The organism is Leptotrichia wadei, assembly GCF_007990545.2.
Taxonomy (GTDB): Bacteria; Fusobacteriota; Fusobacteriia; order Fusobacteriales; family Leptotrichiaceae; genus Leptotrichia; species Leptotrichia wadei.
This window is the reverse complement of sequence record NZ_AP019829.2, coordinates 1,294,705-1,310,471: the sequence shown is the minus strand read 5'-3', so window position 1 is coordinate 1,310,471 and position 15,767 is coordinate 1,294,705. Positions and strand designations below refer to the sequence as shown.

Below are 15,767 nucleotides of genomic sequence, written 5' to 3'. Positions count from 1 at the left end.
GAAATAAAAAATTAATGAAATTTAAGAACGAATGTGGTATAATACGAATGTAGAGTAGTTTTAAAAAAATAAATTAAATAAATAAAATGGTAAAGAAAGGTTGTAATTATGAAAATATTGACAATAAATGTACATGCATGGTTGGAAAAAAACCAAATGGAAAAAATCGACATTTTAGCAAAGGCTATTGCTGAAAAGCAGTATGATGTGATAGCAATGCAGGAAGTGAATCAGCTTATGAATAATCCTGTAATTTTTGATGATATAAGACAGGAAAATTATGGATGGGTACTTCTGGAAAAATTGCAGGAATACACAGATACAGATTATTATTATCATTGGAGTAATTCACATATTGGATATGGAAAATACAATGAAGGAGTTGCAATAATTACAAGACATAAAATAAAAGAAGAAGATGAGTTTTACTGCACTTTTGCTCAATCGGTAAGAACAATTTCTTCAAGAAGAATTGTAAGTATAACAATTGACTATAACGGACAGGAAATTGAATTTTACAGCTGCCACATGAATCTTCCAAACTGTGAAACTGAAGATATGGGAAAAAGTATTCAAAATATCTTAACAAGAACTAAAAATGATAATTTGAAAATATTAATGGGAGATTTTAATACAGATGCTATTGGAAATCCTGAACACTATAAAAACATCGTATCTCAAGGATTATTTGATACATATACTTTGGCTGAAAAAAAAGATAATGGAATAACAGTTGATAAAGGTATTGATGGATGGACTAATGATAAATCTCAAAAAAGAATTGACTATATATTTAGCAATAAAGAAATAAAAGTGAAAGAAAGTAAAGTTATATTTAATAATGAAAATAAAAGGATAGTTTCAGATCATTTTGGAGTAGAAGTAGAAATAGAACTTTAATTTATTTATAAAAAATATACATATTCAAAATCTAATAAAACAAAAAATTTAGATTATTATAAAAATTTAAAACAAAATAATAATAAATTTGATAAAAATATAAAAAAATTCAATAAAATGAAAATTTATAAAAAGCCAGTAATAATCGCTATTTTTTATGTAGCGATTATTTTTTTGAAAAAAAAATGAAAAAAGATATACGTAAATGTATTGACAAATCAAAAAAGTGTGGTATATTTAAAATAAGGAAAATATAAATCAAATATATAAAAATTTTTAGGAGGTATTCAGTTATGATGAAAAAAATTCAACGATTTGGTGGAGCGATGATGGCACCAGTTCTGTTATTTGCGTTCACTGGTATAGTCGTAGGATTATCTTCTGTATTTACTAATACAGAAATTATGGGAAACATTGCTAAAGAAGGAACAGCATGGTACAATTTTTGGTATGTGATATCTGAAGGTGGTTGGACAGTATTTAGACAAATGCCAATATTGTTTGCAATAGGATTGCCAATTAGCCTTGCGAATAAAACAAATGCAAGAGCATGTATGGAAACATTTGCATTATACACTACATTTAATTATTTCGTGTCAGCAATATTAAAAGTTTTTTATGGAATAGATGCTGCTAAGCAAGTAGCAGATAAAGTAACAGGGTATTCTGCAATAGGTGGAGTTCCAACATTGGATACAAACTTATTTGGTGGTATCTTGATAGCGGCATTAGTAGTATATTTACATAACAAATATTTTGATAAAAAATTGCCTGATTTCTTGGGAGTATTCCAAGGTTCGGTATTTGTATACATAATAGGGTTTGTAGTTATGATTCCTTGTGCATTCCTAACCGTATTAATTTGGCCTAAATTCCAAATGGGAATTAGTGCATTGCAAGGATTTATGAAAGCTTCAGGAATCTTCGGAGTATGGATTTATACATTCTTAGAAAGAATATTAATTCCAACTGGATTACACCATTTTGTTTATACACCATTTGTATTTGGTCCAGCAGCAGTACCTGATGGAATTCAAGTTTTCTGGGTTCAACATATAAAAGAATTTGCTCAAAGCACACAGTCACTAAAATCTTTATTCCCACAAGGTGGATTTGCATTACACGGAAACTCAAAAATATTTGGAGCGCCTGGAATAGCACTTGCTATGTACGCTACCGCAAAATCTGATAAGAAAAAGGCTGTAGCCGCATTATTAATACCTATAATATTCACAGCAGTAATTTCAGGTATAACTGAACCATTAGAATTTACATTCTTATTTATAGCTCCAGTATTATTTGCAGTTCATGCTTGTTTAGCAGCAACAATGGCAGCAACAATGTATGCTTTCGGAGTAGTTGGAAATATGGGTGGAGGATTATTAGACTTCTTATTCTTAAACTGGATACCTATGTTTAAAAATCACTCTGGAACAGTAATTATTCAAATAGTAATAGGATTAATCTTTACTGTAATTTACTTCTTTGTATTTAGATTCTTAATTTTAAAAATGGATTTAAAAACTCCAGGTAGAGAAGATGATGATGAAGAAATGAAACTTTACACAAAAGCTGATTATAGAGCTAAACACGGTGAAGGAGATGGTAAAGGTGGTGCATCATCAGCAGAAGATGAATATGCTCGAAAAGGTGCAATCATTCTTGAAGCATTAGGTGGAAGAGAAAATATCGAAGAACTTAATAACTGTGCAACTAGACTTAGAGTAAGTGTAAAAGATGCAGATAAATTATTACCAGATGCAGCCTTTAAAGCAGCAGGAGCTCATGGTGTAGTTAGAAAAGGAACAGCTATTCAAGTAATCATCGGATTGTCAGTACCTCAAGTAAGAGAAAGAATTGAAGACATGATGAAAAAAGGATAAAAATAAAATTTGATAAATAATTGAATTTAAATTTTATAAAAAAATTAAGAAAGAATTTTCAAAAGTCAAAAATTTTAAATTTTTAAAATACAGGACTTGAGAAAGTTCTTTTTTTTATAAAATGCTATCACTGGTTTAAAGAGCAAAAATTTATTTTGATTATTTGAAAATAAATATCAGATAAAAAGATTTATAATATATCTATTGTTTAAATGGGGTTTAGTATAAGATTTTCAAGATAATAGAAATTGTAAAAAAGATTGTATCAAAAATTATGCAATCTTTTTTTATTGTTTAAAAGAGTATACACGATAAAATATCCAATTTAGTTAGATTAAAAAAATATTGATAATACTTCCTATGAAGTGGATACCTGTAATGGTAAAATTTATATATAACTATTCTAACTTTTATTTTCTATTCAGTTTAAATTCAGTTTAAAATTTGTTTTTTATGATACCATTACTTATTGAAAATATTATATCTTAATTTAAAAAAAATAAAAAGGTATTAAATTAAATAAACTAATAATTTTTTCATTAATAAAGTAATTTTAATAATAAAACAGGAGCTTTTGTAAGTTCCTTTTTTATTTTATTTAATAAAGAATTTATTCAGTTTAAATTCAGTTTAAAATTTGTTTTTTATGATACCATTACTTATCGAAAATATTATATCTTGATTTTATAAAAATAAGAATATATAAATTTAGAAATTACTAATTATCTAAAATAAAAATAAAGAAGGAGATGTGATGCAATTGAAACTAGCAAATTATATTTTTTCTGTAGATAAATTCTTTTTTAAACATTTATCTTATAATTCAAATTTCAGCATTTTTAAACATTCAGAAAGTATTGAAAAATTTTTTCGTTTAATTACTAAACTTGGAGAAGGATATTTGGAATTAATGCTTACAGTTGTATTGCTATCATTCTTTTTAATCAATAAACAGAAATATAATTTTTTAAAAAAATATATTTTAGCAGTAATTTTTACTTTGCTTTCTACTCAAATTATATTGAATATAATGAAAGTGTTATTCGCAAGAGCAAGACCATCGATAACTATAAATCCTGATAAATTTTATGGAATCATGACTTTAATTAAAAATAGTTCATTTTGGAAAGGAAACTATGTATCTTTTCCATCAGGACATACAATTACTATTTGGGGAACAATTTGGATTTTATCTTTTATCATAAAAAGTAAAGCAATAAAAATACCGTTATTCATCTTAGGAATTTTAGTAGGAATGAGCCGTATTTATTTAGTGCGACATTGGACTACTGATGTTGTTGCAAGTGTTATTCTCTCATACTTTATCGCAAAATTTGTGCATAAAAAGATGTTTGAAAATAAAGAAAGAATTAGAAAAACAAGATCATTTTCTTATGGCAGAAAAACAAATATTGGAATCTTAAAAAAAGATATAATGGCAAATACTTTAAATTATAAAAATAAAAAAATAGAAATTTAAAAACAGGATGATAAAAAACCATCCTGTACCGTATATTGTATTTTGAGTTTACATAAAATTTTGGACACTCTCACAAATTTTAAACTTGTTTGGTATTAAAATTTGCTTTTCGATTAATGTGTCTGAATTTTTTATTATTAAATGAGTAGGAATTATATCATTAATCATCTATTATAATTTTTTCATCAAATGTTCTGTAACGTTATCAATAACCATATATCTATCGTTATTTAATATTCGTGCTACTGCATATTATCAGATATTTTTTTTATAAGATGTATTATTGTTCTAGAAGAAAGTGGAAAATCTTTATCAACTAATTTACAAATACTTCCTTTTTCTTCAATTATTTTATAATTTTCATAAGTTATTCCTTGATACATTTTTTATATGTATATAATTTAGAATATATTTACATAATTTTTAAAAGCCAAAAGAGAAAGCAAATATTTATAAACAAATTCAATATATTTTTTTTGTCATTACTAAAAATTAATAACGTATATTCAAAATTTACAAATTTTAAATATGTATATATTTCATTTTCTTTTGGAATATTTAAATTAGATAAAAACAACAATTTAATCAAAATAAATATCCTTAAGTAAAAAATAATTACAATTAATATTTTCATAGCTTATCACCTATTGAAATTATAACTAAAATAGATGTCGATATTAAAAATCTAATTAAATAATTTTTAACTTTTAATTTTTTATAAGGTCCATAAATTCCAAAGAATACTAAATACCATAAAAATATTTTTTTTAAATCATTAAATTTTTCAAATAATTTTATATATTTATAAAATATAAATATTATTGCTAAACTTAACACTGAATACAATGAATAATATACATATTCATTATTTTTTATGAATTTAAAAACTATTCCAAACATTCCAATTAGTTTCTCCATTTCTTCTATTATACCAATTAGGACTTCCAGCGGGATAATAGATATTTTCACCATTTGAATTTTTATAATATCCACTATTTATAAATCTGTAATGTCTTTTTTGAGATTTTATGATAGTATTTAATTCCTTACCTTTTCCTGAAGCATTTATAGCATTTTTAAAAAATTCTTGATGTTCTTTTGGCCATTTTTCATATGTTTGTTGCCATAATAAATATTCAGTTTGGTAAAATATATCAAAATTATTTTCATTCTCAATTTTCTTTGCTCCATTATAAAATATAATCCATTTCCCAACTTGCTGCCTTTACAGCACTATTAAATCTCTCTCTTTCTTTTCCTAATGCTAAAATTAAAGCTGCTCTACCATTTGAACCAAAATTTCTAAATTCTTTCAATTTACTTACTTCATTAACTGTAAATAATCCAAATGCAATCCAACCTCCTGCTTTTGTTGCAGCTGCATCAGAAAATCCTTTTCCAATTAAATATTTCCTTGCTAAAGTTGAAATAACTGCTATTGTTATTTTTTCTCCAACATGATCTTTAATATAACTTAATAGTGAATTATCATGATCTTTTTGCATTATTTCTTCTACTAAATTTCGATAATTAACTCCTTTCCAATTATAATCTTTACCAACCTTTTCAACTATTTGATTATCGCTTAATCCTTTATATAAAGAATTTTTTATAGTGAAAATATCTTCATATTCTGGACTATCTCCAACATTAACTCCCAATTTACTAGTATCAATAGCGCCATCAGATTTCATAGAAATAGTAGTCTTGTCATCCTTATACTTATCCTGAAAATATGAATTAGTTGCTCTTCCTGTACTTTCTAGTCCTTTTTCTTCAGTTCCTGTTTCTATTTGTCTTCCTTTGGCTCCATTTATAATATGACTCCCTTCTTCCGAAATTGTTCCAATAAGCCCCGATTTTGTATTATTTTCTTTGGCATTTATATTTATTATCATCGTATGTACTCCAGTAGATGAAACATAAGCAGTTCCTGCTTTGTCTTTTAATTCAGGAGTTTCTTCTGGTGTACTAAATTTAATTTCAGCCTTATAACCTAAATCAGAATATGCCTCTTCAAAAGCTGATTTAATCTCATTTTGAGTACTTGCGACTTTCAACCTTTCACCAGCAATATTTTCTACAGTCTCAGAAAACCTAGTTTCTCTCAACTGTCCAAAGAAATTGCTGTTTGCCATACTAATATTCCTTTCTTTTTTTATTATTTTAACATTAATCATATACAAATGTAAATATCTGATTAAAGAAAAAAATTAAAAATTTTAACTTTTATTATAAATTTTAAAAAATATCATTTTAAAAGCTCATATAACATCCAAACAGCTCAAAAAGTCGATTTTCGGTAAAAAACCTATGCCTTAAATGAAAATTTTAACTTGTAGGGTTATATAGGCGAATTTGATGTAATCAAAATTTTTTGTTAATTTGGAATGTATAAAAACGTAGGCAAAAAATAATCGCTGTCTTACAACAATGATTGTTTTCAATTTTTATTTTTAAAAATACCAATCTTCTTTAATTAAAATAAATAAACAACTATCTTAATATAGAAAACATAAAAAAGTTATACGGTTTCTTTACTTTGTATTCTTTTGTAATATTTAAAATCTTTTCTTTTTTTTTATAGTAAATACCTCCATTGAATGCTAAATTTGATGACAAACTTTCAGAAGAATCTATCAAAAAATATTCATCTTCACACTTTGAGTAATCATACTTTCCAGGCTTATATAGTGTTACTCCACCTGAAACAACTCTCCCATAGTAATACTTACCTTTTTTTCCTATTTCTATTATTTTACAACCTGCTTCCCATTCAATTCTATAGTCTCTATTTTTCCAATCATTAGAAAAAATATCCCAATAAAAAGCTTCAGGAACAAAAATATTATTTATTACTAACAATTTAAAAGACAGTGCTATTATAGTTATCAAGACTATTAACATAATTTTTTTTAACATTTTTATTACTCCTATCTTCTTTTAGACAATTCTGTTTTTACAAAGTATCTCTATATTGAATTAGTATTGTTATATTTACATTATACTCTCCATTAATTTTTTTATTTTCCCATATGAAGAAGTAAATAAATTAGTATGTCCTAGTGCCGTAAATTCTAAAGTAAAATCTACTATTTTATGTTCTCGGAACCTATTTTCATATTTTCGTTCATTACTATTTTTTCCTTTAATAAAATTTGTCCATTTATTTATAATTTTATTCATTAAACTTGTAGTAGCTTTATCATTAAATAATCTATACATTTCATCTGGCATATAGTCATCCATAATGAATTTTTGTTTATTCCAACTTCTATTCTTTCTTTTTTATTATTTTAACATTAATCATATACAAATGTAAATATCTGTTTAAAGAAAAAAATTAAAAATCTTGCTACTGAAAATTTTCTTATATATATACCGATTAATTTATAATTTTTAAGCATAAAATATGTTAAATAATTTAAAATTTAGAGAATAATGGCTAAAATCTTTCAAAAGACAAATTTCAGTTTTTTAAGTTTCTTTTTTTATAAAATTTATTCAGTTTAAATTCATTCAAAAAATATCTTTTTTATGATATTATAGTTATATCAAAGATATAATTTTGATATTTAAAATAAAAAAAATTGTAAGGAGATGATGCTATGAAAAATCAAAAAAATTTTTTTAAAACAGGAATTTTAAGTTTTTTATTACTAGGAGGATTACTTGCATATGGTGCAACTTCAAATAATCGAAATATTGCAACAAAAATCAGTCGGGAAGAAGCTGTCAAAATCGCTAAAAAAAATACACCGAATGGACAATTAAAAAAAGTGAAATTAGAAAATACAAAAAGAGGACCTGTATATGACATTGAATTGTGGGAAGGAAACACTAACACTAAAAAAGAATATAAAATTGATGCAAATACAGGGCAGATTTTTAGAGCAAAAACTGATATAGATGACGATGAATTAAATCCCGCAATAGCAAACACGAAAATTTCAGTCGAGCAGGCAAAAAGCATAGCAAAAAAACAAGCTCCAAATGCAACTTTCAAAAGTATTGAACTTGAAAGAAAAAAAGGAAAGCTGGTCTATAAAGTAGATCTTATAGAAGGAAATACAAAAAAAGAATATAAAATTGACGCAGAAACAGGAGAAATATTAGATTTTGAAATTGACTAAATTAATTATTAATAAATTAGAAAAAATTATTTAAATAATATTAATATTTAACAAAATAAATTTTGATTAAATATGTACTTTTGATAATTTTCATTACTTTTTTTAAAAAGAATTGTTTAGAAAATAAATTTTTTAAACAGTTCTTTTTTGATTATTCATTTTAAATTCACTTTTAAAATATATTTCTGTGCTATATTTATTATATAAGAAAAAGATATGTAAATAAATTTTTATTTTTATAAAGAATAGATTTAAGAAAAAAATTAAATTAATGGAGGAATGATTATGAATATAGCAATAATCGGAACAGGATACATCGGTTTAGTTCAAGGTGTTGTAATGTCGGATTTAGGATTTAATGTTGTCTGTATTGATAATGATGAAGTAAAAATTGAAACGTTAAAACAGGGAAAATCGCCTATTTATGAGCCAGAATTGGAAGAAACTTTAAAAAAGTCATTGAAAAACGGGAAAATTAAATTTACTTTGGATTATAATTCTGGGATAAAAAATGCTGATGTGATATTTCTTGCAGTAGGAACGCCACCTTTGGATGATGGTAGTTCAAATTTGAATTATATCACGGCTGCAATTAAAAATTTAGCTCAATTTCTTTCAAAAGATAGCCTTATTATTACAAAATCAACTGTTCCGATGGGAACAAACAAAAAAATTAAAAAAATTATTTTAGATGAATTAAAAAAAAGAAATATGGGTAATCTTAATGTATCAGTTATTTCAAATCCTGAATTTTTAAGGGAAGGAAAGGCTGTTTACGACTTTTTAAATCCTGATAGGATTGTTGTGGGAATTGATGAAAATGATAATAAAGAAAAAATAAAAAAAGAAATTTATAAAATTTATGAATACTTTTTAAAAAAACAAATTCCAATAATTTTTACAAATCTTGAAACGGCAGAATTGTCCAAATATTCTTCAAATGCGTTTTTGTCTGTAAAAATATCATTTATTAATGAAATGGCGATGCTTTCTGAAAAGACAGGAGCAAATATTGAAGATGTTTCAAAAATTATGGGATTTGACCACAGAATTGGAAATGAATTTTTGAATGCAGGACTTGGTTTTAGAGGTTCCTGTTTTCCAAAAGACACTCTTGCGATACTAAATATTGGAAAAAATAATGATTGTGAGATGAGTATTGTAAATTCTGCTGTGAAATTTAATGATGATTTGAAAGATATTTTGATAAAAAAGATAAAAAATAAACTTGGAAGCACAAAAGATAAGACAATTTCAATCTTGGGACTGTCGTTTAAGCCAGAAACTGACGATATAAGGGAATCCCCTGCGATAAAAATAATAAAAAAATTGATGAATTTAAGAGCAAAAATCAAAGTTTATTGTCCTCAAGGAATGGAAAAGACAAAAAAAGAACTTGAAAACTATTCAGATTGTATTAAATATTGTAAAAATGAATATGAATGTGCCAAAAATTCAGACTGTCTAATTTTGACTACAGAATGGGAACAATTTAAAAATATGGATTTAGAGAGAATAAAAAATGTTATGAAAAGTAATTATTTTTTTGATTTTAGAAATATGTTTTCAGATAACGAAAATATTAGAAATTATTTTCACTATTATCCGATTGGGAGAAATTAATGTGCTTTTATTGTAAATTTGAAAAAAGGAGGAAAAATTATGGAAATATCATTTGTTGTACCGATTTTTAATGAAGAGGAGAATATACCTCTTCTAGTGGAAAAACTGGAATTGGCTGTAAAAGGGAAATATAGTGAATATGAATTTATTTTAGTTGACGATGGGAGTACTGATAAATCAAAGGAAATTCTTGAAAAATTGTCAAAAGATAAAAAATATTTGAAACCTATTTTTTTTAAGAAAAACTGTGGACAAAGTGCGGCACTTTCGGCAGGGTTTAAGTATTGCAGCGGAGATATTGTCGTGTCAATGGATGGAGATTTGCAGACAAATCCAAAAGATATTTCTCTTCTTATCCCATATTTAAAGGAATATGATATGGTAAACGGAATGCGTGCGACAAGACAAGACGGCTTTTACAGAAAACTGGTTTCATTAGTTGGAAATTCATTTAGAAATTTTATTACAAAAGACAATATTCGCGATACAGGTTGTCCTTTAAAAGTGTTTAAAAGGGAAGTTGTAAAATCTTTTTACCTGTATAAAGGAATGCACAGATTTTTACCCACACTTGCAAAAATAAATGGATTTTCTGTGATTGAAATAGCGGTACCGCATTACGACCGTATTTATGGAAAATCTAAATATACGACTTTTAATAGACTATTTGTCGGATTTGAAGATGTATTTGCGGTGAGATGGATGAAAAAAAGGAGAATAAACTATGAAATTACCGACAAAAAAAATTACTAAATTCAACTTTTACAAAGATTTTAAGTTAAAAAGAATAAAAATAAAATTTAAATTTGAATATTTTATTCCAATTGTGTTAATTCTCGTAACATTACCACTTTTTAATCGAATGTTTACTCAGAGAAATGAATTAAAATATTTGTATATTGCTCAAGATATAATAAAAAATAAAAATCCATTTGTGTATTATTTATCTGGAAAACTTTATACGGACAAACCGCCATTATTCTTTTGGATAATTATCTTTTCAAAATTTATTTTTAGAAATTATTATACTTACGGAATTGTTATTTTTAACATATTTATTGAAAGTTTTTTACTCATAAAATTATATAGATTTTTAAAAATAAAATTTGATGAGAATATTGCTATAATGTCAATATTTATAACATTTACAGGAATTCTTCAATATGTTTCTGTAATAGTAGTTAGAATGGACATTTATCTTAGCTGTTTTATAGCTTTATCACTTTTAAATTTTTTTGAATGTTATGAAAAAAATGATTATCAAAAAAATTGGATAACTTTTGTCTACATTGGATTTGCCTTTTTATTTAAAGGAATTGTGGGACTTTTGACTCCATTATTAGTGATAATTCTTTTCAAATTTACAGCTTCAAAAAAATATTCCTTAAAAGAAGCAGGATTTTACAAAGGATTAGCAATAATTCTAGCATTTGTCCTATTTTGGATAATTCCAGCCTACATAAGTTTAGGAAATATTTTCATTAATGAATTATTTTTTAAACAACTTTTTGGAAGAGCAGTGAAAGCTTTTACTCATAAAAGACCGTTTTATTATTATTTATATACTTTACCAATGACAGTATTTCCGTGGACTGTGTATTCGGTGTATGTAATGTATAAATCCATTATTTCTTGGATTAAAGAAAAAAATACGAACGATTTTGAAAAATTTCTATTAATATGGATTTTTTCAACATTATTTTATTTGTCAGTTTCAAGCAGCAAACTTGTCATTTACTTACTTCCAATTGTAACTCCAATTGGAATTTTGACGGCTATAAATTATAGAAAAATCCCTTTTGAAACAAAAAATATTCTTTTTTTCATAACAATTTCTATTTTTATAGTAGCTTCAATCGTTATGATTTTCTCAAATTCAAGAGATTTTGTTCCATTTAAAGTAATTTCCATTTTTTCACTATTTAATATAGGAATAGTGAGTTTATTATTATTTTTAAAAGCTGGAAAAAAAGCAGGATTTATATTTTTGGGATTGCTATTTCCAATAGTTACTTTTGTTGCAGGATTTAATATAAGTAAAATAAACAAAATGACAGATGCGAGAAATTATGATTCAAACTATCTTTACATAGAAAAAAAATAAAACTAGACAGGAGAAAATAAAATGGAAAAAATATTTATAATTTTAGGATTAGCAGGACAACTGATGTTTTCCGCAAGATTTTTAGTTCAATGGATTGCGAGCGAAAAAAGAAAAAAAAGCGTTGTTCCAATTTCATTTTGGTTTTTAAGCCTTTTTGGAAGTTTTCTTTTATTAATTTATGCAATTTACAGAAAAGATATTGTCTTTACTTTGGGACAATTATTTGGATTTATCGTTTATATAAGAAATTTACTTATTATTAAAAATACTGAAAAAATAGAAAAAAATATAAAGAAAGGAAAATTGAAATAAAATGGAAACTTATTTAATCACAGGTGGAGCAGGATTTATCGGCTCCCATCTTGTAAAAAAATTGCTGTCAGAACATTTTAAAATAATTGTAGTTGACAATTTTGACGATTTTTACAATTACAAAATCAAAATTTCCAATTTGTGTGAAGCGACAAATACTTTTTTTGAAATAAAATATGATAAAAAAGAAAAAAATCTAAAAGAATTTGTCAACTTTATAAATAATGCAGATAAAAATATGATTTTATTAAACAAAGACATCAGAAATTTCGATGACTTAAAAGAAACTTTTAAAAACTATAAATTTGACGGAATCGTGCATTTGGCGGTAAAAGCTGGAGTGCGACCATCTTTTGAAAGACCGTTGGACTACGAAGAAACAAATATAAAAGGAACTTTAAATTTATTGGAATTATGTAAAAAATTTAAAATTAACAATTTTGTTTGTGCTTCTTCATCTTCAGTTTACGGAGATACACCAAAACTTCCTTTTTCAGAAAGCGATAACATAAAAAAAACTTTATCGCCTTATGCTCTAACTAAAAAAACTTGTGAAGAAATGGCGTATCTATATTACAAAAATTACGGTATAAAAGTCATAATGCTCAGATTTTTTACAGTTTATGGACCAGGACAGCGACCAGATTTAGCCATTCATAAATTTGCAAAAAAATTGAAATACAATGAAAAAATATCAATTTATGGAGATGGCAAGACAGGACGGGACTATACTTATATTGATGATATAATCGCAGGAATCACAGCTTCAATAAAATTTATAAACAAAAAAAATGAATGTTACGAAATCTTCAATCTTGGAAACAACAGAGTAATAACTCTTATGGAAATGGTAAAAATAATGGAAAAAATTTCAGGCTACAAAGCTGATTTAGAATTTTGCGTCTTTCAAAAAGGGGATATGCCGATGACATACGCTGATATTTCCAAAGCCAAAAAACTTCTTGGCTACAATCCAAAAACGGATTTTGAAGATGGAATAGAAAAATTTTTTGCATGGTTTGAGAAAAAAGAAAGTAAAATATAATATTTTTAAAAACGATTTGTTTGATATACAAATGAAAAAAAAGCACATAGAAAAAATAACTCTAGTAGCACAGAAAGTCAATATTTATTGGCTTTTTTTTAAACTATATATAATATATATGAAATCATATAAAAAATATATATTATATATCGTTGACACAATTTATGATTGGTATTATAATTAAAATATAGTTGAGAAATTAAATTAAAAGAGGTTATGATGGGAGGAAAAAATGGGTATGAATTTAACATACAAGATTTTGAAAAAAAATCTTCTAAAAGGAGAATTAAAAGCAGGTAACGAAATCGCCGTAAGAGTTAATCAAACACTTACACAAGATTCCACGGGAACGATGGCGTATTTACAGCTAAATGCGATGAATATTGACAAAGTAGCAACGGAAATTTCTGTGGCTTATGTCGATCACAATATGTTGCAATCAAGTTTTGAAAATGCAGATGATCATGAATTTATTAAAACATCAGCTGAAAAGCATAATATTGTTTTTTCAAAACCTGGAAATGGGATTTGTCATAGATTGCATTTGGAAAGATTTGGGAAGCCAGGAAAAATATTGATTGGGTCAGATAGCCACACACCTACTGGTGGAGGACTTGGAATGCTTGCAATTGGAGCAGGTGGACTTGATGTTGCGATTGGTATGGCAAGAGGTCTTTATTATTTGAAAGTTCCAAAAGTTTATAACATCGAACTTAGAGGGAAATTACAACCTTGGGTATCAGCTAAGGATGTAATTTTGTATGTGTTGAAAGAATTGACAGTAAAAGGTGGAGTTGGATTTGTAATGGAATATACTGGAGAAGGTATAAAATCTCTATCTGTTGAGGATAGAGCCACTATTACAAATATGGGAGCTGAATTAGGAGCTACAACTTCGATTTTCCCAAGTGATGAAAATACAAAGATTTTCTTGGAAAAACAATCACGTGGAGAAGATTTTGTAGAATTATTGCCTGATGAGGATGCAGTTTATGATGAAAAATTAGTTGTTAATTTAGATGAATTAGTGCCACTTGCGGCTTTCCCTCATAGTCCTGATAATGTGCATGAAATTCCAAAAGACAAAAAATTGAAAGTTGATCAAATTGCAATTGGTTCATGTACAAATTCATCTTATTCAGATTTTATGAAACTTGCAGCAATTTTAGATGGGAAAAAAGTTCATCCAGATGTGAGTCTTGTTTTATCGCCAGGTTCAAGTAATATTATGAAAATGATTTCAGAAAATGGAGCATTGGCTAAATTTATAGCGGCTGGAGCAAGACTACTAGAAGCTGCGTGCGGACCTTGTATTGGAATGGGACAGGCACCAAAAACAAATGGTATCTCACTTAGAACATTTAACAGAAACTTCAAGGGAAGATGTGGAACAATGAGTGCTGGAGTTTACTTAGTTAGTACAGAAACAGCTGCTGCATCAGCAATTACAGGATATTTAACAGATCCAAGAGAATTGGGGGCAGAAATTATTATTGATGAGCCAGAAAAATTTGAAGTTTCAGATAATTATTTCATTTTCCCAAATCCTAATGAAGATGAGGCAAAAAAAGAAAGAGAAACTGTAAAAATTGTTATGGGGCCTAATATTAAGCCATTCCCAATTGGAGAAGAATTAAAAGACAGCTTTACTAAAAAAGTTATTTTAAAAACAGGAGATAACATTACAACAGATGATATTTGTCCATCGAATGCTGCATTATTGCCATTCCGTTCAAATATTCCTAAATTATCTGAACACTGTTTTGAAACAATTATTCCAGATTTCAAAGAAAGAGCTGAAAAAAATGATGGTGGAATTGTTGTTGGTGGAGAAAATTATGGACAAGGTTCAAGCCGTGAACATGCTGCATTATTACCGCTTTATCTTGGTATAAAAGCTGTTATTGCAAAATCATTTGCAAGAATTCACAAAGCAAACTTGATTAACAGTGGAATTATACCATTAGAATTTGAAAATGTAGAAGATTACAACAATATCGATGAATATGACGAATTACAATTATCAGATATTCCAAATTCATTGATAAACGGAAGATTTATTGTTAAAAATCTTACTAAGAATATCGAATTTCCTGCTAAATTCAATGGTTCAGAAAGAGAACTTAAAATCTTGAAATTTGGTGGATATTTGAAATTCGCTACAAGTGATGAATTTTTGAGTTAAAATGTGAATAACAGTAGTTTTATTTTAATTTAGAAGCAAAATTTACTTTTATTTTAAGCTAGAATTACTGTAATTTATTATAAGAAAAATTAGGAAAGGGTG

The 15,767-nt window shown here is 26.4% G+C and carries 14 protein-coding genes; 10 read left to right on the top strand and 4 right to left on the bottom strand.

Features of this window, described 5'->3' with window-relative positions; translation table 11 throughout:
- Nucleotides 1-108 precede the first annotated feature (108 nt).
- From FVE73_RS06095 to FVE73_RS06085, 3 genes are all read left to right on the top strand, one after another.
- On the top strand, nucleotides 109-900 hold the full coding sequence (locus FVE73_RS06095) for an endonuclease/exonuclease/phosphatase family protein (protein ID WP_018497860.1): 792 nt from the start codon (nucleotides 109-111) through the stop codon (nucleotides 898-900).
- Between the two features lie 293 nt (nucleotides 901-1,193).
- Nucleotides 1,194-2,783 (top strand): alpha-glucoside-specific PTS transporter subunit IIBC, encoded by a 1,590-nt coding sequence (locus FVE73_RS06090; protein ID WP_018497861.1) that lies wholly within the window; start codon nucleotides 1,194-1,196, stop codon nucleotides 2,781-2,783.
- Nucleotides 2,784-3,537: 754 nt separating this feature from the next.
- On the top strand, nucleotides 3,538-4,263 hold the full coding sequence (locus FVE73_RS06085) for a phosphatase PAP2 family protein (RefSeq protein ID WP_018497862.1): 726 nt from the start codon (nucleotides 3,538-3,540) through the stop codon (nucleotides 4,261-4,263).
- A gap of 630 nt (nucleotides 4,264-4,893) precedes the next feature.
- Here FVE73_RS06085 and FVE73_RS06080 read toward each other — a convergent pair.
- The 4 genes from FVE73_RS06080 to FVE73_RS06065 all read right to left on the bottom strand — a co-directional run bounded on the left by FVE73_RS06080 (nucleotide 4,894) and on the right by FVE73_RS06065 (nucleotide 7,500).
- Complete coding sequence (locus tag FVE73_RS06080; RefSeq protein ID WP_146997845.1) at nucleotides 4,894-5,235, bottom strand: hypothetical protein; 342 nt, start codon at nucleotides 5,233-5,235, stop codon at nucleotides 4,894-4,896.
- Nucleotides 5,236-5,453: 218 nt separating this feature from the next.
- Complete coding sequence (locus FVE73_RS06075) at nucleotides 5,454-6,401, bottom strand: hypothetical protein (protein ID WP_018497865.1); 948 nt, start codon at nucleotides 6,399-6,401, stop codon at nucleotides 5,454-5,456.
- A gap of 358 nt (nucleotides 6,402-6,759) precedes the next feature.
- Nucleotides 6,760-7,185 (bottom strand): hypothetical protein, encoded by a 426-nt coding sequence (locus FVE73_RS06070; protein WP_018497866.1) that lies wholly within the window; start codon nucleotides 7,183-7,185, stop codon nucleotides 6,760-6,762.
- A 75-nt stretch (nucleotides 7,186-7,260) separates the two neighbouring features.
- Complete coding sequence (locus FVE73_RS06065) at nucleotides 7,261-7,500, bottom strand: hypothetical protein (RefSeq protein ID WP_018497867.1); 240 nt, start codon at nucleotides 7,498-7,500, stop codon at nucleotides 7,261-7,263.
- A 371-nt stretch (nucleotides 7,501-7,871) separates the two neighbouring features.
- Here FVE73_RS06065 and FVE73_RS06060 point away from each other — a divergent pair, with 371 nt between their 5' ends.
- The 7 genes from FVE73_RS06060 (at nucleotide 7,872) to FVE73_RS06030 (ending at nucleotide 15,665) form a co-directional block, all read left to right on the top strand.
- Nucleotides 7,872-8,396, top strand: a complete 525-nt coding sequence (locus FVE73_RS06060; protein ID WP_018497868.1) for a PepSY domain-containing protein — start codon at nucleotides 7,872-7,874, stop codon at nucleotides 8,394-8,396.
- A 285-nt stretch (nucleotides 8,397-8,681) separates the two neighbouring features.
- Nucleotides 8,682-10,019 (top strand): UDP-glucose dehydrogenase family protein, encoded by a 1,338-nt coding sequence (locus tag FVE73_RS06055; protein WP_018497869.1) that lies wholly within the window; start codon nucleotides 8,682-8,684, stop codon nucleotides 10,017-10,019.
- Between the two features lie 36 nt (nucleotides 10,020-10,055).
- Nucleotides 10,056-10,772 (top strand): glycosyltransferase family 2 protein, encoded by a 717-nt coding sequence (locus FVE73_RS06050; RefSeq protein ID WP_146997885.1) that lies wholly within the window; start codon nucleotides 10,056-10,058, stop codon nucleotides 10,770-10,772.
- Nucleotides 10,744-12,123: an ArnT family glycosyltransferase gene (locus FVE73_RS06045; RefSeq protein ID WP_018497871.1), complete on the top strand. Its 1,380-nt coding sequence runs from the start codon at nucleotides 10,744-10,746 to the stop codon at nucleotides 12,121-12,123. The genes FVE73_RS06050 and FVE73_RS06045 overlap by 29 nt, the downstream gene beginning before the upstream one ends.
- 21 nt (nucleotides 12,124-12,144) lie before the next feature.
- On the top strand, nucleotides 12,145-12,435 hold the full coding sequence (locus FVE73_RS06040; RefSeq protein WP_018497872.1) for a lipid-A-disaccharide synthase N-terminal domain-containing protein: 291 nt from the start codon (nucleotides 12,145-12,147) through the stop codon (nucleotides 12,433-12,435).
- 1 nt (nucleotide 12,436) lies between these two features.
- Nucleotides 12,437-13,480: a GDP-mannose 4,6-dehydratase gene (locus FVE73_RS06035; RefSeq protein WP_018497873.1), complete on the top strand. Its 1,044-nt coding sequence runs from the start codon at nucleotides 12,437-12,439 to the stop codon at nucleotides 13,478-13,480.
- A gap of 232 nt (nucleotides 13,481-13,712) precedes the next feature.
- Nucleotides 13,713-15,665 (top strand): aconitate hydratase, encoded by a 1,953-nt coding sequence (locus FVE73_RS06030; RefSeq protein WP_018497875.1) that lies wholly within the window; start codon nucleotides 13,713-13,715, stop codon nucleotides 15,663-15,665.
- The last annotated feature ends 102 nt before the right edge of the window (nucleotides 15,666-15,767 follow it).